Origin of the sequence: Thiolapillus sp., from assembly GCF_048562965.1 — a bacterium.
Lineage (GTDB): Bacteria > Pseudomonadota > Gammaproteobacteria > Chromatiales > Chromatiaceae > Thiolapillus > Thiolapillus brandeum_A.
The window spans coordinates 1-23586 of the sequence record NZ_JBHNMF010000001.1; the positions used below are offsets into that span (position 1 = coordinate 1).

The following is a 23586-nucleotide window of genomic DNA, read 5'->3' on the forward strand; positions in this document are numbered from 1 at the left end:
AGAAAACAGCGCCGATGACCGTGGCGGCCGCCTGTCCGTGCTCGGTGAACACCCCGAACAGCGCGGATGACCCGCCATCACCCAACTGGCCATGCAGGTTCAGGTAATCCCACCAGCCCGAACCAAAGATCTTCTCCAACACCCCCACGGAAACATCCTTGGTGGGATCGGTGCTGCCCAGTACATCCGTTGCCGCCTCGATGGTGACGGGATCAATGCCCCCGATGGGGGGTGGAGTGGGAGGGCTGGCCATCAGCGCGTAGGTGCCTTAGCCGCCACTGCCCAGCAGTTGATCCACCGTCTTGGCCTGATCACCCGCTGTTGTTCCACCCGAGATGCTGGCGATAAAGGGGGCCGCCAGCATGGCGCCACCGAACAGCAGCAGCAGGATAGGTGTGGCGAGGGATTTTCCCTGGCGATGCGTGGCAAACATGATCAACGCGCCCACCACCATCAAGAAGCCGATCAAGCCCACCACAACCTTAATCCCATCGTAGGAGCTTTTCGCCTCCCCTGCGAGGTTGCCCACCACTTTCGACACACCATCTGCCGCCTCGGCAGTGCCAACAAATCCGGCGAACACGATCATAATGGCTATGGCGACAGCCAAATAGCACAGCCCCCTCCGGAACATTGTGCCGGCAGACGGCCATTCAAAAGCATGATTTTTGGTAAGGGTTTGATACATCATTAGTGTTATCTCCTTGATCATTTACATTTTTTGGGCGGCACTGCGAGCAGGAGATTTCACGATTAGGCGCATTACCATTTCAATCATGCGTTCCACGCGCTTCCGTATCTGCTCGGCCAGCTTGGTTGCCAGCATTTTTTCATCCGCTGTCTTTGGGTCGTTGATCACTTCCCGTTCTATTCGGGCGTTCTGTTCCCGAAAAAAATCCTGGTATTCCTTCAAAACAGGGGCGGCATCCCCCCCCGCTCCGTCAATACAGGCAGATACCTGCCGCAACTCCCGTTCAGCGGTCGCCATATTTGCGGACACCCTTTCATAGTATAATTCCGACAGCTCCAAATCCTGTGGCCCTTTTCTGGCCTTCATCAGGTTGTCTACGGATACCTGGAAATCATCCAGAGCCTCGTCAAGGTGGCGCAGCTTGGTGTGTATGGCCTTACGGGCTCGCATAGCGCGGCGTTGCGCCAGAAAACCTACGGCACGAGTTGTCTCCCCCCCCCGGATTACGGCGTCAAGGAGATTTTCTGACAACACGGAAAACTCACGAGCAGGCACCGGAGGCTCATCCTCCGTCACAGGATCAGCACCTGGCTCCACGTCTTCCCCGCCACCGTACAGTGGCGCAGGTGCGCTTTTTTGTTTCTCTTCCCGCGGCTTTTCTTTCGTCTCTTCTTGTTGCGCTGACACCTCAACAACGGGCGCTGAGGTAGACACAGAGGCGCCCCCCCCCGCTTCACCCGTTGGCGGCGCATCCCGCGTATTATCCTCTTTAAGCGCGGCCTTCAGGCCAAACAGGTTGGGGGTTGCCATCAGAATATCCTCATAAGGTCGTTGGCCTGAATTTCGGTCTGCCAACGATTCAGGGCGGTGGACAGGGTTACGTCGCCATCGACATTGACGTTAAAACCATTCACTGAATACCCGGGAATGAACGGGAGATCCACAAATTTTTCCAGGCTGCCGGTAAACCGGTCAATGGCTCCTGCTATCGTGTCATTGATGACCGCACAGGCGGCGGCAATCAATTCTTCGATGATGTCATCAAGCCCGGGCAACGAAAACCCCGCCGTAAAATCAGGAAGATTGCCCAACGCATCAATGCACGCACTGCCTCCGGCCAGATCGGAAGGCAATTTAACCCCCTTGCTTACGATTTCCTCATAGATCGTTTCCGCCCGGGCATTGTTGTAGTTGAAGCTGTTCTCCACCCGCTCGATCACAGCCGGGTTACATCCTGCGCCAGAGTCCGCTTGGGGGTGTGGTGGGTGAGTATTATTCAGCACCACCGCTTGCGCGCTGCCTGTTACCCACAGGCACAGCAGCATGAGTGCCGGCGCCCTCATGATCGCCAATCCACGAGTGCTTCCTTCAGGTATTCCCGGTTCTCTTTTGAAAAGACATCCAACAGGTAACCCAGGGTTGCCAGCACCCGCAGCCTGGCTTTCACTGCGTTGGATTCTGGGGCGCCCTCGTCCAGAGGGCTTTTCAACAGGTTCAGTTCCGCTAACGTCTGGTATACCCCGCAAGCACTTGAGGCCGGCAAATAACAAGATGCCTTCAAGGCGTCCGCTACCAATGGCGCTGCTTTCCTGTCATCGGGACCCAATTGGCCAAGAGCCCGCACCAACTCTTGGCCCATCTTCTTCAGGCTGGGGGCCCCCATTTTTACCCAGGGTTCACGCGAAGAAAACATCGCGTCCAGTGATTCAGGGCATTCGGTTATCCGCATGTTGCTATTTGCCTAAGTGGTTCTTATCGGATACTATATACCAAAATTTAGCGAATGTTACAAGTTCGCGCTACCAATCAAGGAGAACTCACTATGGCTATGGCCCCCCCAACAATACTGAATATGGCCGGCGATCCCGTCCCCCCCCCCACAGCATCCAAATCAGAAGGATGGGTGGATACCCTCAACGCCTTTTCGCAAAGCGATAAAGGCAAGGGAATGGCCTTCATAGGCGATGTGTCCAATCTGCTGGAGAATATTGGAGAAGCACTGGGCGGGGATCTTTATTCAGCCGCCCAAGCTGTTACTGATGCCGTTGATGTGTCTGGTTCCTTCCCGGAAATGGCCCAGCTGGTACAGGACATGAGAAACAGCACCGGCATGCCCCGTCCTGGAGAGATCGCTGCGGTCGGGCCGTCTGATGGGCTGGCGGAATCTCTGCAACAAGTTGTGTCACAACGCCAGAACGGCGGGGCAGCTCAAAAACAGGCCCCTTCACCACCCAGCCATTAAGCGGGTCTATGAGTAATATAATTCACCTAGCCCACAGGAGTAATAGCTTCTATAATTACCTTGACCAAAAAGCGCGACAAGCCCCTTCCTTCAGGGAGGGGAAGGATAACGTATCGCCGGTAGGCGATTATTGAGGGGTTTGTTGTTGTTCGATGTACTGCTTCAGCACCTTGATGGGGGCACCGCCCACGGAACCGGCAAAGTACGAAGGCGACCAGAGGTGGCCTTTCTTTCCGATCCAGTGGGTTTTGATGTGCGGATAGCGTTTGCGCAGTTGGATGCCGGCTGGCATCAGCTCAAGACACAACTGAAATACAAAGCGATAGCGCGGTCAGGGGTGTTTGAGGAAGTCAACGAAGCCTACTCCACCCAGGTCTGTTCGTGCTGTAGGGCGAAGCCCGACAGCAGTCCGAAAGGTAGAACAGCCCTTGGAATAAGGCATTGGATATGTTCGGAGTGCGGAGCCGAACACGACCGCGACATCAACGCGGCATTAAATATCCTTGCCGCGGGGGGCATCCCCGTCTCGATGGAGGAATCCTCGCCCTTCAGGGCGAGTGAGGATGTCAAAAGCACACAACGTGAGCGAAATAGGCAAACCATGACCAATCTAATTCTGAACAAGGAACTGCTGGATTTGAGGCACAACCTGAATCTTCTCAATATCGACTTCTGGTGGCTTTTGGGGCTGAACCAGCCCGTAACGCACGCGATCAAGAAGAACAGCAATGATCCGGTTAACCCGCCGCAGCGGGCGCTGCTTATCCGGTTTCTTATAAAGCATCCAGAGCTGTCCCCGCTTCCTGAGCCTCCAGGGGTCAAGGAAATGTACAGAATGGTGTCCGCGCATTGGCGCGATGTAATCAAAACCCTTTTTAAGGGCAGCGCGCGCGCTATGCTTCACAACAGCCCCATGAAAAAGCGCCTGATTGATGGCGAAGCACTCAACATGGGGAGCTTCGGACTCTTGTTTGGGGTCAACGCAGGACAGGGCATAAAATGGGGTCATGGGACCACCCCGGTGTCTTCTATAACCGGGCCGCTCTTTATCATGGTGCGGAACCTGATTCAGGAGCACGGCAAAGAAGGGCTGGAGGTGTACCTTGAGATACTGGACACGCTGGCAAAAGAACACGGTTACCCCAACGGGTTTGCAGAAGTCCTGTTTCGTCGCCGCTGGCCACCCAGTGATACTGTTCCCATGACCAACCGGGATCTGTATGACATGCGTGAGAATATGGGGTACACGAACCAGGTGATGTCGTGGTTGTTCCACGCATCCGCGGTTCAGCTGATGAACATGAACAAACTAACCCCGGAGAAGCCAGTGACCAGCCGTACGCGGGTCATCATTGCAAATCTGGTGCGAAGGAACCCTCACCTGATGCCGCTGCCGAGCGCGCCGCCCATCAGCGAGATCGTCCCTGTAATATTCGGGGCGCTATCTACAACAGTAATGCCTGCCATTACCAAACTGGATATCCCGCCAGCTGAACTTTTTGGGGTGCTTTGTGGTGTAAGCCGACAACAAGGTAAACAGTGGTTTGTCGGTGCCCGCCATACCGCCACCTGCGACAGGCTGATCACCTTCATCCATAACGCCATCCAGCGTTACGGCGTCATAGAAGGCGTCCAGATGTATTGGGATATTCTGAATGACGAAGCCAATGCCCGGGGTTTTGGAGACTTTATGGGGCTACTGAAAACGCCCAGGTGTTCCTGGGCTCATGGCGGCGTAGGGGTCAACGCCCGGATGGCCAAAGAAGCCAAAGCTAGAAAGGCGGCTGATTCCTCCGTTGGCGCCGATAAAAAAAAAAGGACGTGGCCTGATCACCGCTGCTTTGCGCAGGCGGTCAGGCTGCGTAACGCCTTGCCTGCGCACTGTTTGCCAACTCATCAACCACCTCATTGACAGGGCTGTAGGTTTCCATATCAACACCACGGCTTTCTGCCAGCTCATTCAGCACCTCTATGCGGCGCTTCACGCCGCCCGGATAGTTTCTGGCCAGCAGCGCCAATGCGGGGAGGTATCCTACCGCATTGGCCAGCTTGTCACGTACAGCCACATCTTCGGTGGTGGTTGAGAACGCCCACAAAAGCTGTGGACCCAAGGTGTTCATCAACTTATGGGTGATCACCCCATCAGACGTTCTGTAATACGCCAGGAAGGACGCCCCTGATCTACCGGGTTTGCGCAGTGACCGTATCGCCTGTACTGCCCCTTCGGTCAGCCCCAGTTCTTCACCAATAATCCCAACATCCTTTTCTGTTCCTGCACCCAACACAGAAATACTGGTCGCCAGACTCAAAAGCACCGGCGGAAAGTCGCCAATGTTTTGGGAATACAGGCCAATATGCAGATTCCATTTTCTTGATTCACGGATTGATGTTTCCACATCTCCTACCACCTGATCGGCAACCGCCTGATTCTGTGATGCCCGGTGAAACTCATCCCATGACAGGCGCTTAGGCACCTCTCGCATCCGCTCTATACGAGCCTGGTGGTACTCCCGATATTTTTCCGGCATCAGAATCACGTCATCCGGCATCTCGAAGAACCGTGATGCGGTGATATGCCTGGACAACATAAACATGACCGCCGTCTGACGGTTGGCATCTTCTGTTCCGCGTGGCGCTACCTCTTCGATATCCAGAGCGATTACCCGGGCATCCGACAGATCCAGGCGGGTCGGCTCCTTCATGATCGGGTAAGCCCTGATGGCGTCCATAAGGGACTGCCAGAAGATTTCTGTTACCTTCTGACCATTGATCGCCTGGCCATAGGTGCCGGTTACCTTGTCATTTCTGGCGAATCCTGCCACCTCTCCCAATGTGGGAACCGCGTAGCGTTGCGCCATCCCCGCCTCGTGCTGATAACCCGCATCAAACAGTTGATCAACGATCTCCCACCAGGTGGCGTGCTGATCGACCAAGAGGTTGAGCCCGTCCACCACGGCATCCACATCCTGGCAGATGCTTCTCACATAGGGCTTGGCTCCCGCGCCATCGGCATACGCATCGTATGCGGCATCGATACAGGCGGAAGCAATACCTGACACCCCGTCATAGGGGCGGCTTTCTCCTATGGGTGTGGCCAATAGAGTGAGGAGATTTCGCAAGTAAAAGCGGTGATTTGGCAACGGCTTCCGGCACCCAAGAGGGGTGTCAAACACATTGACCGAGTGCTCAGGCACCATACGCAGACGGTGATATACCGCCCAATGAAAACGATCTTTGGGCAAAAGCGCCTGCAGCACCCGCACCACCCCCCGGGAACTAGGACCAATATCGGTAACGGAGAGCAAACCGAGATCATTCAGACCCGCGGCCAGACAGAATGCCAGGTTGATGGTGCTCAGGGTAACCGACTTTCCGTACCCCATCGGGGCAATACCCAGATCAACCCATGATGTTTGCCGAGTGGACCCTTGCGCATAGGGCATTGCCCGGCCATCTGGGGTGCGCCACATCAGCGTACCCTGTTTCCACGGCATTGTCGGCCTGAAAAATGGCGCCATTACCAGTGCATCCGGCAATGGTGCCAGCGCAATCGGCGCAGGACATTGGCCTGTCCACCCGGGCATGGTGGAAAACAAGGTAAACAGCGGATCCCCATACGTTTCATGGGCATCTGAACTTCCCCATCCCTGGATCACCTCGATCAATTCCCTTTGCCGCCGCAATATTTCCTGGGTGGTTTCCGGTGAATCATCGTTATCCACCCAGGTTGTTGCGGTAATCTGAAGCCCTACCCGAGCACCGGATTTGGCGTATTCCCCCATGCCGGCATAAGCCGCACTGATACGTTTTGAGTCAGGCGATGTGAGCCGCAGTATGGCTGTCACCCCGCGTTTTACTGCGGCCCACCAATATTCCCCGCCGCTGTCTATCCGAATGGATAACGCATACGGCATGCGTTTGTTCATCAGCCGCCGAAACAGGTTGTTGAAAGGTTCCGGTTCCTGGGGGGCCAGTTTAACGTCCACGGGCGCATACAGCTTTCCACCCACCTCCACCATGGATAAACCATGGTAGCGCGCACCACCGGCGACCATCTGTTCCGCCAATGAAGGGGCCGCCCAGGCGCCGATACTGGTTTCATTCAAGTACCGATTTTCCCCGGCGCCAGAGGGATATTTTTTCACCCCTGTTACAGGCGCCCACTCCCCGGATATCGGGAAAAGGCTACCGCGTATTTTCTGTGTCGCCTCACCTATTGAGAGCCGTTCGGCCATTACGCCGCCCGCACTCAGGGCATCCACAATAGAATTGCTTACCGCCTGATGGGTGTGCGCGATTTCCCGCATACCCGCGGCCATTTGCATACCATCGGTTTTAGTCCACGCCGTTGAGCGTTGTACGCGCTTTTTCTGTCTATGCCCCGCTGTCCTTGCGACAGCGCCAGGCAGCAGGCGTGGAGTGCTCCACAGGGCGATCAGCACATCCTCGTTCGATATGTATTTGGCCAGGGATTGCTTCCAGTCTTTCAGCACGCCCATCCCCGCCTCTTCTACACCCAGTCGCCGGGCGGTATCAAACAGGGGCTGCATCCCTTCGCCTACGCCATTCCCTTCCGGGTCGTAACGGGCACTGATTTGCAAGTGGTGACCGGGCTTGCTGAACGCCGTCTTCAGTGTCGTTGTCAACAAATCGATAATCTTGTTGTACTCTCCCTTGCCAGGTATCTGCAGCAGCCCGCGTACCCGTATCAGCGTCATCAGGCTGCCGTCGCCGGATGCAATAGTATATTCATCCTCAATCGTTTCAAGATCACAATAATGCGCACTGTGCGCACCCATGGCCCGACTGATGTCCCACAACAGGTTCACCAATCCTTCTGTAAACCGAAAGCTTTTCCGCCCCATCTTCTTCCCCTCAATACAGGTTTTTGGTCAACACTTGGACGATTTTCAGCCCGGCTGGATACCGCCGGGTATCTGCCCGCTTTACCGTGATGACCAGTTCCAGTCTTTGTGAGGGGATACTGCCTTTCACGCCTTGATACGTTACCAACAGCTTCATCCGGATCTTCCAAAAATAAACGCCCCCGTCCACACCACTATTGACCACTGCTGCGGCTTCTGTTGGGGAGGCCAGCATGGTCAGGCTGTTCTCCCGGACGAACGGCAATATCTTGGCTTTCTTCTCCAGGCCCACAACGAACGCCGCAAACGCTTTGTCATCAAAGTATCCCCGGGAGCGCCCGAGATCCTGCTTCCAATGCACGGCATCGATGTCCAGCGCGTCCATTATGGCTCGCGTTGCCCATTCTGAGACAGCGTTGGGCGTCACTATCGGTTCGTTCATTGGGCGAATATCGATAACCTGTAGCTCCGGTGTCATGCCGATGATTTTGGGTTCCGGGCGACTGAACAGGTAGGTCAGATTGCCATAGAGCAGGACACCGACAATGCCAATAGCAAGCAGCAGACACAAACCGATGGTCGTGATAAGCATTTTCCGATACCAAACGGTTGTGCCCACCAATGCGGTTGCCGGCGGTTCATAGCTTATGGGTTTGATGTTGTTCTCTTCAGGCATGATTTCTCACTTTTTCTTGAGGGATGAGTAGTGCTTCGCCACACGCAGCCGGTAGCGCATGGCCCGTTTGGCTCTTTCAGGCGTATTTTCCGATCCGGTATGATAGGTGCCGATTGCCCGAAACAGGCTGCCGCCGTTTTCCCGCCGTTCCCGTGCGAGTATGCGAGCACCCAACGTGATGTTCTTCCAGGGGGACAACAGATCACAGGGCGCTTTTACCATGTGCCTGCCGTTGTGATACCAGTTCACCTGCATGAACCCGGCATCCACCTGTTTACCATCCTCCACCGCCTGCTTCAAAGCGGAACAGGCCGCTTTTTTGGAGTTGTAGTAATGGCTTTTCCCGGCAATATTCAATGTCCAGGGCCAGGGCACTATTTGCCGCCGGCCTTTCAGAGCCCGCCCGCTTTCTGTCAACGCCAGGGCATAGAGCACATCCCCAGGAATGCCCTGCTTTTTACCTATCTCCTGGAAGGCCGGTGGCGATGCTGCCGCGACTTGCAGCCATAGCCCTTCCACCAAAGCGAAAACAAGTTCTCTACGGATTCTTTGCATGCCTTTAGTGTACCGCCCCCCCCCTTATTTCCTGTGCCCCCCGCCCACAAAAAAACCGCCATATGAGCGGCAGCTTTTTGTGGGAACAACGAGCTGCTTACCATAGGAGTTTTACGAAAGCCCCACCTACATTCTCTCCGAGGGGCTGCGCATCTGGCTCTATCCCGGGGCAATATGCCGTACCGCCGGCACCACTGGCGCCGCCTTCCCAGCCGCCCCCGCCACCCCCGTACACACCGCGGCTGGTTTGCTCGACACAAGATCCGGACCGTACCGCATTTTTACTGCCCCCCCCGCCACCACCATAGGTGGGCGAATAAAAGCCCTGCCCGACCATATCAACACCGCGCCCACCGACGGCGCCCCCGGACACCGAGGTGATGTCAAGGCCGCCGCCTTCCCCGGAACGCACGGCGGAATAAGAGAAAAAACCCGGTGTGCAGCTCACCGGCGATTCCTGCTGGCCATCGGCTCCCGGCTGCCCTGGCTGCCCTCCTCCCCCCAGTACCCTGGCGCGCCCATGGTAACGCCAGTAGTCCGGACAGCCCTCGCCTGTGCGCTCCTGTTCGTAAACAACATCATTGTTCCCCGTACACGAGTCAACAAACCCACCTGAATACGCATGGGCACACCCCCCTGCGCCGCCGCCGACCACCGCTATTACCTGGCTTGTTCCATCATCTGCGGTGACCCACACTGCCGTTCTCCCCCCGCCGCTGCCGGCGCAATGGAACCTGCAGGGCGTACCGCCATTCGCGCCCACCAGAATATGCACGGTGTATCCCGAGCTGACGGGGAACCCTCCCGTGGCTGTACCGCCGCCGCTGCCGTGTGAGCCGTGGTTATCACCATCCCCCCCACGACCACCGCGTATCTGCAGCTTGTAATAGCCCACTTCATCAGGAACCGTGTAGGTGTAATATCCTGGGGATGTCCATGATGTTTCACCGTGGGTGCCGTTCTCCCCTATTCCGTTACCACTGCCCCCGCCACCCCCGGGCGGCTGTGGCTCGTATTCCGCAAGATCCGGAAATCCATGCATCGCCACCACCTGGTCCGCCGTTGCCACCGCCAGCAACCCTGTCAGCACCTTGGTATAGCTCTCGCCCACGCCATTGGCGGTATCGGTATTGGCGGGCACCACTGCCCCCAGGATCTTCTTGTCCTGATAGGCCATGGCGATCTTTCGTTTGATAGCCGCCTTTTCCGTGCCCGTCCTACCAATTCCCAGCGAATCATAGAGTTCCACCACGCCTTGCGGTGATTGTTCATACACCACAAAGACCTTTTCTACTGACGTGCCGATGGTGGCACGCTCGCCCCGGGCTTCCAGGAAGGAATGGAAAGGGGTTCTTGCGCTCCACCCTGTTGGTAACAGGCCGTCTGCGATCAGATCACTGGCCTGTATGGTCTGTGGGGTATCCACGGGCCAGCCCGCGCTGTTATCTTTAACATACTGCTCTACCGCACGATAGAACCGGCTGGCCTGATCAGCTTGGAGTTGTACCATAGTGTCCAAGAGGGTTTGCTTTTCACGCTGCGCGTTGATGCGCATGACCACTACCGCAGCAGCTGCTGCGATGGCCAGTGCCACCAGCGTTCCCGCCAGCATATAACCACGCATCTGTTTAATATGCGTCATTTTCAGCCTCCGTATACTTCTATGGTGTTGGTAGCAGGCGCACAATTTGTTGTCACCAGGCTGGAGGGGATTCCGTTGACGTTCAGCAAAGGGGTGCGCAGCCAAGCGGCATTAACCTTGACCCATGGGTTATTCATGGCGACTCCCGTCACAATGCGCTCACATGCCCACTGGGGGACATTCGTGGCCCGGATCGCCAGTACGGCACTGTTGCCCCCCACCGGGAACAGATCCACGCCTCCGCCAAATACGTTCTTGATGGATGCGCCATTCTTCATTTCCTCGGGCACGATCCCTGCGTCCATTGCTGCGGATGCATTGATACCTAGATAGCTGTATTGATGCGATTCAAACCAGGTTTCTTTGGCTTTCTGTTGCATATACCGTATGTTTGCCACTGCCTTGTCCACCAGCCGCGCCTGACGGGCATCTTCCGCACCCGTCGCCACAAGAGCTATACCCGCTCCGGCTACCGCCAGCGCAATAAGTGACTCCATAAGCGTGAAGCCGCGCATCCTTTTTTTATACATATCCGTCTCCTATCACCGTTTACCGGTTAACCCTACCCCCGCCATGGGGCCGCCCAGATCACAGGCGGTCGCTACCGTGTTGGGGTTCACCACGCCCGTCAACAGGATCACCTGCCCGTTGATGGTGGCCCGCTCGTATTTTCCTTTGATCTGGGACACCAGTTTTTTGCATGAGTCCGCGGGAATGTTGCTCATGGCAACAAAATACTGGGCGGGGTTACTGGCACCGACCGTCACGTTGCCCCCGTACACGTTCCGTATGGCCCCGCTTTTTATCATGTCATCCGGCACCAGACCAGACGCCAGCAGTGTTGCGTTACTGATGCCGACATAGGTATATCCATTGCCCGGATAGAACGTCTCTTCTATCATTCTCGATAGCGTCAACACTTGGTTTTCCAGCATCTGCCGGGTTCTCTCCCGGTCGTAGGCAGCATACCCTGTCAAGGTCACCGTGGTCGCGGCGACAAATACAGCCAGGGCAATAACCATTTCGGTCATTGTGAAGCCTCGTTGGGTTTTCATATTTCCTCTCCGGTTACAATAGTATTTTATATCCTATTACCACACTTCCTTTTTTGCATCAACCAGATTCCTGGGCGCGCTCATTGTGGTGGTGGATGAATCAATGAGCGTTCCAGCCGAAGTTGCGTTGCCTGGTATTGCATGTCCGATGTCAACGATTCGAGTTTTCCCGTCCGTATCTTTGACTGGATTCCCGGTGTATTTACATACAGCACGGTTGTCTTCAGCCTGTGGTGCGTTATTTCCTGATGGATCACCAGCCGCAATGCGGCCGCCGCCATATCTGCCGCCTCTTTTGTCTGTGATATAGCGATAAGACGCCGTATGGCATCTGGTATGCTTGCGCCGTGTATGGTACTCACCACCAGGTAGCCACTCGCGCCGGCACGGATTAATTCGGCCGCCCCTTCGTTTCCTCTGACCTCGCCTATCAGGAGCATGGGCTGCACCATGGCGGGCGCGGAGCGCAAGGCCTCCCGTATTGCTGGGGCAAAATCATCATTCTCCGCATCCAGGCACACCTGGTAGCAAAGCCCACCGCTGTCCGGATAATAGCCGCCCAGCAGGTGCTCTATAGGATCCTCAATAGTGATAGCGAACCCGCCATGGTTGCGCAGTCGTTCAGCAATCATCGTTGCGGCGGTTGTGGTCTTGCCTGAACCGGTGGATCCGGTGACCAGCACTATGCCGTCTTTGAGCGTTGGCGTATTGAGCAGTTCCGCCACCCTGGGCGACATGCCCAGGTCTACCAGATTGCGCGACCGGTCATCTATGCAACGCAACGCATAGATGGCTGTGCCATCTAGTTGCTCCGGTATCCGCTGGACCCGGTAGGTCGTTCCTGCAATGGTAGCCATCCATCCCCGCCTTGCGGGGCGTTCCTGATGACTTTCTTTGCAATGCTGAACCAGCAGTTTAGCCTGCGACTGCTGATCAGCACTCAAGACCTGTGGTTTACCGCCGATGAAAACATGTCCTGACGCCGGATCTTTTTCCGGCAAATACCAGTCCGTTATCTCCATCGGCAGCGGTTTCTTCGTAATTTTATTGGTAGGTAACCGTGACAGCCGTCACGCCCGCGCCGCAGTTGGCCTGGATTTCCGTTGCGGTAGCGGGATCGCCGGCTGTTTCGTCCTTGATGACCGTTCCGCCGATATCAAGGATCTTGAAGGAGGCGGCAAGTTTCTCCGCCAGACGCTGGCACGCCTCGGCAGGCACAGAGTTGCTGGTTATGGTGAAGGCGTCACCGGCCGTAGTGATTGTGGCCGGCGCAAATGTCACGGTGCCGCCCCAGGGATTGTAAGGCACACCCGCACGAATCATGGTTTCGGGAATCACGCGACCGGCGACCACTGAAGCTGTGGAGACGTTGTTATAAGAACGATCCACCGCCATAAATGCGTTCTCTACCGCGGTGCTGATCTGCACCAGGTCCTCCGTGTGGTCCTTCACCCTCTGGCCGGTCTTATAGGTGGCATACCCATGCAGCACAGCCGTAATAAAGGCCGCAATGGCGGCGATACCGATCAGCAACTCGATGATGGTCAGACCATCCTGGCGCTTGAGCTGACGATGATTGTTTTTGGTTTTGATTGACATTTTCATTTCCTCTTTGTTTTACAGTAGTTTACAGATTTGATAAAATGTGGCATTTTCCAACTACTGTAAGGTGTACACCACTGTTACGGGTAACGGTGATGTGCATTGGTTGGTGATGAGTGCTATGGTGGGTGGCGCTATGTTTGGGGTTTTTACCCACATTCCCCGTATGCTAACCCTTGTGGCCCGCTCAATCAGTATCTCTGTCAATCTCAGGCAGGCACGGGTGCGCATACCGTCGATCTGCATATCGAATGCATCATTGGGATTAACGACATTGGCTGGGTTATAGGTGATTGCACCATTCCATGGGCTCATCAAGACTGGCCCTGGGAGCTTGATCCAATCATCTGCCACAAGCCCCATGCTGATTGCCATGTTGTTACTGACGTGCTGGTAATCGCCCGCCAGGGGGAGCACGGCGTTCCTGATGCGTGTCGCCGTATCGTCTATCTGTTCCGCAAACGTCCGCGCTTTGCGAAGATCTGCGTTCCAGTAGTTTGCAGAAACAAGCACCGTTACCGCAGCAGCTATTACGGTGATGCTTAGAAGCAATTCAATAATAGTGAATCCTTTTTGTTTCATTACATCACCCAGGTCCGGCTGATGGAATCCGACAGCGCCAATATGACGCCGCCAAACGAAAAGATGGTCCAGATGATCAGGCTACCCAGAAGTAACAACGCAATCACTTTGACCACATTAGAGATCACTGTCACCCGGTTTATGGTGCGCTCTACCGTGCGCCGCCCCAACTTGGCGATAGCATTGGAGAAGTTCGATGTTTCGGAATAGGCCATTACATCATCTGCCATTTCCTCATCAAGCAGCCCCGTATCCGTCGCAACCCCAGGCTTCATCCCTTGCGCCAACCGGCGTAGCATTTCCTGGGTATGCGAACGCATCCAAGTCGTGGCAAGCCGATTTATGTTCCGTATGCTGTCCTCTACCGGAACCCCGGAACTCAGCTGCGAGGCCATGGATACGAGAAAAGAGGCTGAGTTCACCGTTCTGTACAGGCTGTAAGGGGGGATGCGATCCAGCATGCTACGCAAGCGGCCTCGCCTGATCCGGGGCATTGATGCTACCGCCACGGCGAACAACGCGATAATGACAACAGCGATTACGATCCCATCGTCTTTTACTGTGTTGGCCATGATGCGATAAACCTGGGAATGCCCCGGCCACTTTTCCACCGGCAGCATCTTTTCCAAAATGGGCACCAGGTTCATAGACAGCCCTGCCAGTAACCCTGCAAACGCCATCAACAGAAAAAACGGACCGATCAACGCGGCCACTATGGCCTTTCGGATACGCCGACTTGCCTCCGTTGCATACATGGCCTCTCGTAACCCGCCAGCCAAGTGCCCGGATTCCTCCCCCCCCGCTATCAGCATGCGTTCGGAGGGGGGCACCCAGCCCATCATTACTGTCTGGAAGTTCCGGCCGTTGCGGATACCGTTCAACCACTCACCTATGATCGCGGCACGATAATCCTTTCGCTTGGCGAAGCGCTGTTGAAACTTCTCCAGCGTTTCTACCAATGAAACCTCATCGTCAAGGTAATCCGCCAATTTCTCGTACAGCGACAACCGCGTGGTTGCACCAAACAGCTTGCGATACAGTTTGTGCTGAAGCGTGTTCATTAACTGGCGAACATCCCGTTTGTAACAATACCTTCTACCTCTTTTGCTTCCAGGATGTGGTCAGCCAACACTTCTTGGAGGTTCAGGTTGCCAAACATCTCTTCAACATGGGTAGGTGAAACAATGCCCTGCATCATTTTGAGCAATGCGTGATCAAACGCCGTACGCCCATATCCCGCCAATTCATCCGCGCTATTGCTGCGCCAGTGGTTTTCTGCCGCCATATCTTCGCCGCGCGCAATGTATTCGAGCATTTTTTTGTCCGGGTATATGACCTCCGCACAAACCGTGCGGCCGTTGATGCCCATGTGATCGCAACGCTCACAGCCTTCCGGGTTCTCAACATGCATTTGCTCCATCGCCACCTCAAACTCTTCGTCCGGCACAACCGTTGCCACACGCTCCCATAGGCTTTCGCTGATCAACCCTCTCTTCTTTCCCTCTCTTATGGGCACCTTGCAGTGCGGACAAAGTGTGGGCACCAGCGTCTGATGCACAAGCGCCGAAATGGTATTGGGCGAAGCCAATGTTTCTCGCTTAAATCCTATGGTAACCAAGCGGGCAATAATTCCTATGGCCGATGAGGCGTGAACGGTTGTCATTACCTTGTGGCCGGACTGGATCTGTTTTTCCAGGAGCGATGCTGACTCCTCATCACGCACCTCGCCCACCATGATGAGGTCCGGATCCGCCCGCATTGATGCCCGAATGGCTGCATTGAACGGATTGGGTGCCCCTTTATCATTGTCCGCCCCTCGCCGCCGAGTCACGGACGTTTGGGCCGCTCCAGGGATGACATACTCCACCGGGTCTTCGATGGTACGCACCTTCTTTCGCCCACCGGTGACCTTTATGTACGCCTTGATCATGTTCTGCAGGGTTGTGGATTTACCAGACCCTGTTTCCCCGGCTATGATGATGGCACCACTCTTTTTTGATGTAGCCAGCTCCAGCACACGAACGTGCGATGCGGCATACCCCAGCTTCTCCAGGGGGACATACTCGGCATCCCGATTGATCGGCAACAGCCGCAAGGTCACATCAAATCCTGACGGGTAATTGGTCATGGATTGATAGCGCAACATCACTTCTGTATTGCCGATGCGACGCACGATCTGCGCCGATTGCTCATTCTTTTCGTCGAAAATCGTGTCCTTTGTATCGCCCTCCGCCATGGAGTTGTACGCCGTTCGGCACAACGCCTTGAGCTTGTCTTCCGGGTATTTATCGTGCAACGCGAGTGACCCGTGAACGCGGTACTCGATTTTTGATGCCCGTGGGGTCACGGTAACGTGCATATCCGACGCGCCCTTTTTCAACCCCACCTTCACCAGCTGGTCAAACCACTGTTCCATTCCCGTCATCTCGCGGTCGGGTTCGCCTTCGCGTTCCTGCTCACGTCGCTCATTATTCAAGTCATCAATGATCTCTTTTGTTACCCTCATTCGGCCGACAATCATGAAGCCCTTGTCCCGCGCCCACCCTTTGATCGCCAGTACCTCATTCGAGGTCAGTTGCTGCCTGTGGGATTCCAGCAAGAACAGCAACGTGCCATTCCGCAATAGCGCCGCATGCGTTAACAGCTTTTCCGATATCTGCCTGATCACCACAACATCCTCATGTTCTGGCAGTTCTCGGTAGTATTGGATGACGCCTCTTTCGGTCGCTGGTGCCTGTTTCATTGTGGTTCCTCCTGTTACCGTTTAACCACGGGCTGCATCGGCGGAACAGGCGGCATAATCGGGGTGCCCGCACTACCGCTGCTTTCTTCGCCGCCGTATCCCAGCACCACATCTTTGTCCCTACGGGACAGCACAACAGATGTCTTGCTAACCTCTTTTATTCGCCATCCCGACACCAGTAGGTCCCCTTTCTGCCCCGTGATCACCCCGCCCCTGTACGCAAATTCGATATACAGCGGTGTTTTGGGGCCGCTGTAGATGCCAATGGGTTGCGGTAGATCATAGGTAACCTCCGTTTCTTCCTCTGCCTTCGGCTTGTCTTCCCCGATTTCCTGCCTGAGTTCGTTCAGCAGTTTTACCTGGTCGATATACATGCGCAGGCACGCCTCCCGCTCGGCCTGCGTTTTCAGTTCGAGGCATTCATTGGCCTCCCCCAAATCCACTGCCTGCGATTCAGGCGCTCCCAGCAGGGCCGCCGCCATCAGCGCCATCGCCAGGAATACGGGCTTACTTGTTCTTTTTGGTTTTGGGTTGCAGTACATAGTTGCTCTCCACGGTCCAGTTCATCCCGGCGCTTCCCGGGGTGAACCTGATTTCATTAATTCGGATTTCTGGGTAACTGATAAGACGGATGGCATACGGCAGACGCACCAGGTTTTCGCCGCTGACCTTGATCACGCCTTCCTTGTAGGCCGGTTTCGACACCATCGGCGTTTCTTTACCATTGGCGTTCCAGCCGTTGTAGGGCACGGTAATCGGTTTTGCCTTTGTCACCTGCGTATGCACAGGCATGGTTGCTTTGGCCTTTTCCAACCCAGGCAACACATTGTTCACGTAGAACGCCAGATCCGGCAAATCCGGCACCCCTCCCTTTACTGAACGCCTCCTCAACCCCGTTATCGGCTGGGTGTAACCCGCATCACGCCGAGAGATATCCAGTGACAGTTCGGGGCCATTGGGGGACACCCCCAGATATAGGGACAACCCCTGGTAGGTTCCGTATCGCTCCTTGGTATACCGGGCCGTTAGCGATGTGCTTTTGCAGGATATGTCCTTGAGCTTCCAGCCTGGAGGCTTCCAGCCAATACTTTTGGCGCGCTCCATACATACCGATAACAAGTCATCTGCTGACGTGGTGGTGTATATCCGTTTGATAGCGGCCTCGACCGCCCGGCGCTTCTCTTGATTGTTGTGCGCCTCGATTTCGCTGATCGGCGGCCCCGGTGGCTGGGATTTCGGGGGGGGCTGCTTAATATAGGCGTTATAGGCCCACCACCCGCCCCCCATCGCCAGGATTGCCACGGCGCCTGCAGCCAGCAACAACAGGGGGCTCGCGTCGCCATCTCCCCCTCCAATCATGGGGTGTGGCGTACCTTCTACAATGTCGGCGGCGCGTATGTGTGCGGCCGTGTCGAAATGCTTGTGCAGCGGTTCCGGGGCGACAACCCGAAAATCTATACCCAGTGAATAGGTTTCCTGGTACACCGCCAAGCATTCATCCAGTGTCCCCACCACATCCATGCCGGTGATCACTACGCCGCCATTTGCCCCCACCAGCCACCACATATCCTCTTCTTCTGGGGCTACCGGGTAAAAATAAGCGACCGGGAAATCCGCTTTTGCATAGGAGTTTGCTATCCACGCGGCTCCTGCTATTCGGGTTGCCTTCAGCCATGGCGTTCCGGCGGGCACGAATACAAACGCCGCCCGCTCCTTGTTGCTATCGACCTGCAACAGGACTTTACCCTTGCCTCGCTCCTTGATCGCCGCCCGTACTGCTGCCTTAGCGCCGCCACGACTGGCTGTGCTCGCGTCCTCCCAGTTCAGGCCCGCGAGCACAGCCAGCCCGGCAAATTCAACGACAAAGGGTTCTTTGCTGTCCATTGCTATTCGATACCCTCATTGATGATCTTTGGGGTAACCAACAGAACCAGGGTGGTATCACTGTACTCTGCTTTACGCTGCCCCCCGGCCATCCACGCGCCTCGACCAAAGATGCCCGCTTTGTTGAGTAGCGATAAATTGTTCTCGAACCCGGACAGAACCAATGTCTGACCACTGTTGAGCAACACTCGCTGCATGAAGGAACGGCGGGTCTGGTTTGGTGATTTCAGCGTGACCCCGTTGAGCGGGTTGCCCACAACCGTCTCATCGAACCCCTGCAACGCTGTCAGGTTTACCTCCATCTGGAGCACCAAGCGCCGATCCGTGAGCACATGCGGCGTCAGGGACAACCCCAGCCCCGTACTCACTACATCTTGTTTGACCTCTTGCGAAGTGCCAGCGTTCGCCACCAGGTTGGACTTGATTTCCGACACATACGATTGCTCGTCAGCCACAATCAGATTGGCCGTCTGGTTTGATATGGTGGTGACCGGGGCTGATGTGACCAAAGCAATATGTCCTACGGCATCCAGCGCAGAGAGCACCGCTGACGATCCTGCCCAGCCTCCATCAATGACCTGAAAGCTCAGATTGCCCGCATTCTGGCTGGAAAGTATATTGTTGACTAGGGACACACCAAAATTGGAGTTCTTGTAAATCATGTCCCAGTTCACGCCATGCTCGGCGCTATCCTTCGATTGATAGGCCAATACCTGAACGTCCACCACTACCTGGCGATGCAACCGCCGGTTCTCCCCCTCGATATAAGCGTTGACCCGACGATGCACCGCCGCTGTATCGGTTACAGCAATAGCACCGCTGGCCTCATTAACCACCACGTGGCCATCCTTTGACAACATGCTTTCAATCGTGCTTTGCACAGACTTCCACAGGTCGGCCTTGGCGGTCACCTTTGATGACGATCCACCTTTTGTATCCGTGCCGCCGCCATCAGTCTCCCCCTCGCCTGTGGAAGTGGATGACAACTCATGCGTATACTCCGCACTTCCCGGTAGCGAATGCAGGTAATACACCTCGGTGGTGTATCGATGCATGTTGATGACGCCCCCTTTGTACTCCCAACCGGCCTTCGCCCGGGAGGACAGCACATCCATCAGGAATACAAGGTTCCCCTTAAAAGGAAACGAGAACGGCTTTACGTCTTTTATGTCATCAGAAATGATGACCGGAATGCCTGACAACCGGGTAATGCGCTGGGCCAACTCGGGGAGACTGGTTGCCCTGGACACCCTCATCTCATAGTTGGCCTTGAACACTCGAGGTAGCCGTTCTCCTTTATATAAGGAGATGGGATCCCCGACCACATCTGGAACCGTACTTGAACGAAATGTTACGTCATCCACCTGTCGGTGGCGCTCCAGGGCTGCCTTCGCATCTGTTTTCGTCTGCCCATGGTGCAGGCTGCTTTTTTCGACGGTCTGAACACTGCTGCAGGCGTTCAGCATAAACAATACTGCAACCAGTATTCCATATCCAATACGTTTGCTTATCATCCTCATCGTTGACTCCATTCCTGCCCACCCATTACCCGAAGCACCTTGTTGGTAGATGCCCGGAAACTCAGGGGGGCCTTGGCATGCTTCAATGTTTGCGCCAGCTGACTGGCCGCCACATCCACCCTTTTGGCGGTATAGGTGGCCGACGCTATTACCGGATAGTCCACCGAAGCCGACCACACCAGGGTCCACCCTTCCGCGTCGCACCAGCGCTGCAAGTTCTCCCGTATGGTCTTGCCTTTTTCCAGGCGGTAGGCGTGGTAACCGCTTTTGCTCGCCTTGGCGCTCGCCATTTTGGGAACAGGCACCCCGTTCACCACCCTTGCGGTGCTTTTCTTGTTCTTTGGGGACACCTTTTCCTGAGCGGCTTTCGCCTTCTTTGTCTGCTTCAGATTGCTTTCAATCAGTTCCCGGTTGGGCTTCTTGCGGGTTGCCATAACCTGCTTTCCAGACCAATCAACCACGAAGTAAAGGCGGTTCCTGGCACCCAGGTCTTCCAGAATGGACAACCAAGTTTTGCCCCCCTTCCAGTCCACCTTGTCTTTGCGCACCGTGCGATCCGGCGTGATCAGCCGCCATCCTTCCGGCGCGATCAATGCGAACGCATCCCGCAGCTCATTTTGGTTGCCATAGCCCTCAACCGGCTTGCCCGGGTATCCCGTACCTATCTGCTGCAGGGGATACCCGTAATCCATAAACCCACCAGCACTCACAGGCACCGGCTTGGGCTTTGGCATTTCCTCTACCGAAAAATAGGCCTGACTCCCCTGTGCAGCCACCAGGCCCACCAGGACTACGGCCAGTTTCAGTTTCTTTCCGCTCTGTTTTTTCATTTGTACTCTCTAATGGGTAGGGTTACGGGGACATATCTGCTGTAGCGACGCATGCTCAGGGGCGGGCGATATCTTCCCACTACGGTTCTTTTGAAGAGCGACCACAAAACCGGAATGCTCAACCCCAGCATGTCCAGTATCGTGGAGGAAACCATTAGGAATACCGTGGCATACACAAGCCTCATATCCCAATGGAGCACCAGCGCCAGTAGCGGCGCTGCCGTTAGCGCATCAAAAAACAATATGCGCGGGCGAAGCGCGGTGTCTCGCCAATGCCACTCATTCATGCCGCTCTGCCTCTCCTGTCCTGATGCATCCGCTCTTGCGTGATGCGGGTGTACGTCTCTTCACTGATCAGTCCGCCTTCCAGCTTTTCCTTGGCGTCTGCTATCAGCGGACGCCCTGATGCTTCTAGCATTTCTTGCGTTACACGCACGATGTTCTTGACCTCCGCGCCCTGCAACTCCCGGCGCACATCCGGTGTCACCTCCAGCCATTCGCGGATACACAACCGCCCACCCTGTTCACAAGGCTCCAACTTCTGGTAGACCACCGTGCGGGTCGCGGGCGTAAGCTGCGCCCAGACTCCTGCCCGCTCACTGTAGTCAAATCGGTTCACGATCTGCGCCAGCGTCTGCGGTACCGAATCAGCATGCAGGGTGCTGTACACAACCGCCCCGGCATTCGCCAGGTGCAACCCGTTTTGCATGGTTTCCCGGTCGCGCATCTCGCCCACCAGAACCACATCAGGCGCTTTTCTGACCATGTTTCTCAACGCGACGCCAAAATTCTGGTAGTGCGCGGGAACCTCGTGCTGTGTACAAAACCCAACATCATCAGCGTCCTCCCGCAGACTGAACTCCACCGGGTCTTCAATGGTCTGCATATTCACACGGCGATAACGCAGAATATTCTTTAGAACCGCCGCTATTGAGGTGCTTTTGCCCGACCCGGTAGTGCCGGAAAACAACACCAGCCCCGTGTCGGGCTCCAGTTTCTGCAACATCTCGCTGTCGATCCCCAGTTCTGCTGGCGTAGGGGGGCGCCCGGGAATCATTCTCAGAATGACCTCCGAGCCTGAATCCCACCCGGACACACACCCAGACAGGTTGCCCCGAAATCGCACGAACCTTCCCCGTCCCGCCTGCACCTCGTAGGCGAAGTCTGTCGGTGATCCTGAGTGCGCCTTAGCGGACGCCGAGGCATCACGGGTCAGCTGGTTGGCGACATTACTTACCTCGTCCGGCATCAGCGGCCGCCGGGTGATCGCATACCAGCGCCCATGCAGGCGCCCTCTCACCGGCGACTTCGGCCGCAAGGTGATATCCGAAAACCCCTGCTCCACCGCCCACACCAGCAACGGGTTGACGGCATCCAGATCCCAGGCGCTTAACGGTTCGTCGGGATAGGTGAGATCACTAGCGGTTCCCACTTTCCTACCTCCTTCTGATAACTTGCGTCACGGGTTAGCTGTGTAAACTTTTGATCCACCGACAACACGTTGCCCTCGATGATCACCTGCCCTGGCGCCTCTTGCACCAAGACCTTCTTGACGATGCCCTGCCTCACCAGTAGGTGGTAGCGGGCCGCGCCGACCAGATCACGCTCCAGTCGCGCCAACCCCAACCTAAACAGGTGATTCGCTTGCCTCATACCGGCCTGCCAGCCCCTTTCCACCCCCACGGTCCATGCCTGCTGCTCGGCGCGGTTTTCCGGCACCAGTGCGGGGGGGATCTCCAGCTTCACGGGAAAGCGCTTCAGCAGGTAATCTCTCCAGTTGGGCGGTCGGGACACAATGGCCGCCGGCTGAATCACCTCATAGGTCACCGCGTTATATACGGCCTTGGTGCGCCCCTTTTTTGACCACCCCGCCCGGCTCTCTGTATAAATCGGTGGCAATACCCGCTCACCAATCATGACCAGACGGAAGTCATAGATGCGCTCCAGATTCTGTGCCTGCCCATTGAGTACACTCGTGATCTTTTCGTAGCGGTACGCAAGCCCCGCCTGTACTCCCAGGGTTTCTGCCGCCTCTCGTATAGCGTCCAGGCGGATTTTTGTCGGCACCAGATCCTCTGTCCCACGCTTTTGCTCACGGTGCGGCACGGTGGCGGGCAGGCTGATCACCTGCTGATATTCGGCGCTCTGATGGTAGTCCACAGCGGGCGGCGGGATATCAGCGGGCATCATCACTTGTGGCCCTCATACACGATCTTCACTGCCTTCTGTGCCTCATCCACAAGAACGCCAACACTGTTACCCGCCTGCCACCCTATGTTCTCCAGGATGTCGCCCACTGGTGCGTCCCGTGCATCCACGATGACCGTGACCGGGTTTGCCGGTGGCGTCCCTGTGGTGTGCATGCGATACCCCACCTTGCGGGCTACTTCGTCCACGATAGCCTCTAGCGTGTATACCCCGCTGGGAACGGCCACCTTTTTCGCTAAAACCCCCTTCCATCGGTGCGCTTTGGCAATACGAGGCTTTTTCTTGGCCGATGCGTATTCAACCTGCGACACCAGCAGCATCGCTTCACTGACTCGTTTAGCGCTGTTTTCAATGCTGTTAAGCACCGGATCCAGGGTAGCCTCCTTTGGCGGGTTACTGTTGCATGCCCCCAGAAGGATTGAGAACGCGATTATCGACGCCCATTTCACTGTATTGCTCATAATTGCGTGTGCCGCATTAATGGTTAACGC

26 protein-coding genes and 2 pseudogenes are annotated in these 23586 nt (G+C 55.9%); 3 read left to right on the forward strand and 25 right to left on the reverse strand.

What is annotated here, in order from left to right:
* The 5 genes from ACOCD2_RS00005 to ACOCD2_RS00025 all read right to left on the reverse strand — a co-directional run.
* The coding region (locus ACOCD2_RS00005) for a hypothetical protein (protein WP_293652303.1) at positions 1–253 on the reverse strand (253 nt) is incomplete at its 3' end.
* A gap of 15 nt (positions 254–268) precedes the next feature.
* Positions 269–691 (reverse strand): hypothetical protein, encoded by a 423-nt coding sequence (locus ACOCD2_RS00010; protein WP_293643941.1) that lies wholly within the window; start codon positions 689–691, stop codon positions 269–271.
* Between the two features lie 21 nt (positions 692–712).
* On the reverse strand, positions 713–1501 hold the full coding sequence (locus ACOCD2_RS00015; RefSeq protein WP_293643939.1) for a hypothetical protein: 789 nt from the start codon (positions 1499–1501) through the stop codon (positions 713–715).
* Positions 1501–2016 carry a hypothetical protein gene (locus ACOCD2_RS00020; protein ID WP_293643937.1) on the reverse strand — a complete coding sequence of 172 codons (516 nt, stop codon included), beginning with the start codon at positions 2014–2016 and terminating at the stop codon, positions 1501–1503. The genes ACOCD2_RS00015 and ACOCD2_RS00020 overlap by 1 nt, the downstream gene beginning before the upstream one ends.
* A 14-nt stretch (positions 2017–2030) precedes the next feature.
* Positions 2031–2180 carry a hypothetical protein gene (locus ACOCD2_RS00025; protein WP_293652302.1) on the reverse strand — a complete coding sequence of 50 codons (150 nt, stop codon included), beginning with the start codon at positions 2178–2180 and terminating at the stop codon, positions 2031–2033.
* A gap of 333 nt (positions 2181–2513) precedes the next feature.
* Between ACOCD2_RS00025 and ACOCD2_RS00030 the strand changes: the two genes are divergently transcribed.
* Positions 2514–2933 (forward strand): hypothetical protein, encoded by a 420-nt coding sequence (locus ACOCD2_RS00030; RefSeq protein ID WP_293643933.1) that lies wholly within the window; start codon positions 2514–2516, stop codon positions 2931–2933.
* A gap of 127 nt (positions 2934–3060) precedes the next feature.
* Here the strand turns inward: ACOCD2_RS00030 and ACOCD2_RS00035 are convergent.
* Positions 3061–3207: pseudogene (locus ACOCD2_RS00035) on the reverse strand (transposase); the annotation flags it as partial.
* A 63-nt stretch (positions 3208–3270) separates the two neighbouring features.
* Here ACOCD2_RS00035 and ACOCD2_RS00040 point away from each other — a divergent pair.
* Together ACOCD2_RS00040 and ACOCD2_RS00045 are read left to right on the forward strand one after the other, a co-directional pair.
* Positions 3271–3375 (forward strand): annotated as a pseudogene (locus tag ACOCD2_RS00040) (RNA-guided endonuclease TnpB family protein); the annotation flags it as partial.
* 159 nt (positions 3376–3534) lie between these two features.
* Positions 3535–4845, forward strand: a complete 1311-nt coding sequence (locus tag ACOCD2_RS00045) for a hypothetical protein (protein ID WP_293643945.1) — start codon at positions 3535–3537, stop codon at positions 4843–4845.
* Here ACOCD2_RS00045 and ACOCD2_RS00050 read toward each other — a convergent pair.
* The 19 genes from ACOCD2_RS00050 to ACOCD2_RS00140 form a co-directional block, all read right to left on the reverse strand.
* Positions 4787–7753 carry a hypothetical protein gene (locus ACOCD2_RS00050; protein WP_293643931.1) on the reverse strand — a complete coding sequence of 989 codons (2967 nt, stop codon included), beginning with the start codon at positions 7751–7753 and terminating at the stop codon, positions 4787–4789. The two genes, ACOCD2_RS00045 and ACOCD2_RS00050, sit on opposite strands and share 59 nt — an antisense overlap.
* 55 nt (positions 7754–7808) lie before the next feature.
* Entirely contained in the window at positions 7809–8474 is a 666-nt protein-coding gene (locus tag ACOCD2_RS00055; protein ID WP_293643929.1) for a DotI/IcmL family type IV secretion protein, read from the reverse strand.
* A 6-nt stretch (positions 8475–8480) separates the two neighbouring features.
* On the reverse strand, positions 8481–9029 hold the full coding sequence (locus ACOCD2_RS00060) for a transglycosylase SLT domain-containing protein (protein ID WP_293643927.1): 549 nt from the start codon (positions 9027–9029) through the stop codon (positions 8481–8483).
* 97 nt (positions 9030–9126) lie between these two features.
* Positions 9127–10671 carry a hypothetical protein gene (locus ACOCD2_RS00065; RefSeq protein ID WP_293643925.1) on the reverse strand — a complete coding sequence of 515 codons (1545 nt, stop codon included), beginning with the start codon at positions 10669–10671 and terminating at the stop codon, positions 9127–9129.
* A 2-nt stretch (positions 10672–10673) separates the two neighbouring features.
* A complete protein-coding gene (locus ACOCD2_RS00070) occupies positions 10674–11201 on the reverse strand; it encodes a type II secretion system protein (RefSeq protein WP_293643923.1) in 528 nt (175 codons plus the stop codon).
* Between the two features lie 12 nt (positions 11202–11213).
* Positions 11214–11726: a type 4 pilus major pilin gene (locus tag ACOCD2_RS00075; RefSeq protein ID WP_293643921.1), complete on the reverse strand. Its 513-nt coding sequence runs from the start codon at positions 11724–11726 to the stop codon at positions 11214–11216.
* An 80-nt stretch (positions 11727–11806) separates the two neighbouring features.
* Positions 11807–12583, reverse strand: coding sequence for an ATPase, T2SS/T4P/T4SS family (locus ACOCD2_RS00080; protein WP_368857447.1), 777 nt, complete (start codon positions 12581–12583; stop codon positions 11807–11809).
* 187 nt (positions 12584–12770) lie between these two features.
* A complete protein-coding gene (locus ACOCD2_RS00085) occupies positions 12771–13325 on the reverse strand; it encodes a type 4 pilus major pilin (protein WP_293643917.1) in 555 nt (184 codons plus the stop codon).
* Positions 13326–13385: 60 nt separating this feature from the next.
* On the reverse strand, positions 13386–13910 hold the full coding sequence (locus tag ACOCD2_RS00090; RefSeq protein ID WP_293643915.1) for a type II secretion system protein: 525 nt from the start codon (positions 13908–13910) through the stop codon (positions 13386–13388).
* Positions 13910–14971, reverse strand: coding sequence for a type II secretion system F family protein (locus ACOCD2_RS00095; protein WP_293643913.1), 1062 nt, complete (start codon positions 14969–14971; stop codon positions 13910–13912). The genes ACOCD2_RS00090 and ACOCD2_RS00095 overlap by 1 nt, the downstream gene beginning before the upstream one ends.
* The gene (locus ACOCD2_RS00100) at positions 14971–16653 is read right to left on the reverse strand and encodes a GspE/PulE family protein (protein WP_293643911.1); all 1683 of its coding nucleotides are present in this window, start codon (positions 16651–16653) and stop codon (positions 14971–14973) included. Before ACOCD2_RS00100 ends, ACOCD2_RS00095 begins: the two co-directional genes overlap by 1 nt.
* Before the next feature lie 14 nt (positions 16654–16667).
* On the reverse strand, positions 16668–17144 hold the full coding sequence (locus ACOCD2_RS00105; protein ID WP_293643909.1) for a hypothetical protein: 477 nt from the start codon (positions 17142–17144) through the stop codon (positions 16668–16670).
* 16 nt (positions 17145–17160) lie between these two features.
* Positions 17161–18537: a type 4b pilus protein PilO2 gene (pilO2, locus tag ACOCD2_RS00110; RefSeq protein ID WP_293643907.1), complete on the reverse strand. Its 1377-nt coding sequence runs from the start codon at positions 18535–18537 to the stop codon at positions 17161–17163.
* Positions 18538–18539: 2 nt separating this feature from the next.
* Entirely contained in the window at positions 18540–20057 is a 1518-nt protein-coding gene (locus tag ACOCD2_RS00115; protein ID WP_293652301.1) for a secretin N-terminal domain-containing protein, read from the reverse strand.
* Entirely contained in the window at positions 20054–20887 is an 834-nt protein-coding gene (locus tag ACOCD2_RS00120; protein WP_293643903.1) for a TcpQ domain-containing protein, read from the reverse strand. Before ACOCD2_RS00120 ends, ACOCD2_RS00115 begins: the two co-directional genes overlap by 4 nt.
* Positions 20884–21174 carry an IcmT/TraK family protein gene (gene icmT, locus ACOCD2_RS00125; RefSeq protein WP_293725380.1) on the reverse strand — a complete coding sequence of 97 codons (291 nt, stop codon included), beginning with the start codon at positions 21172–21174 and terminating at the stop codon, positions 20884–20886. The genes ACOCD2_RS00120 and icmT overlap by 4 nt, the downstream gene beginning before the upstream one ends.
* Positions 21171–22319, reverse strand: a complete 1149-nt coding sequence (locus tag ACOCD2_RS00130; RefSeq protein ID WP_293643901.1) for a type IV pilus twitching motility protein PilT — start codon at positions 22317–22319, stop codon at positions 21171–21173. Before ACOCD2_RS00130 ends, icmT begins: the two co-directional genes overlap by 4 nt.
* Complete coding sequence (locus ACOCD2_RS00135) at positions 22277–23077, reverse strand: type IV secretory system conjugative DNA transfer family protein (RefSeq protein WP_293643943.1); 801 nt, start codon at positions 23075–23077, stop codon at positions 22277–22279. Before ACOCD2_RS00135 ends, ACOCD2_RS00130 begins: the two co-directional genes overlap by 43 nt.
* Positions 23077–23460, reverse strand: coding sequence for a DotD/TraH family lipoprotein (locus ACOCD2_RS00140; protein WP_293643899.1), 384 nt, complete (start codon positions 23458–23460; stop codon positions 23077–23079). The genes ACOCD2_RS00135 and ACOCD2_RS00140 overlap by 1 nt, the downstream gene beginning before the upstream one ends.
* Between the last annotated feature and the right edge of the window lie 126 nt (positions 23461–23586).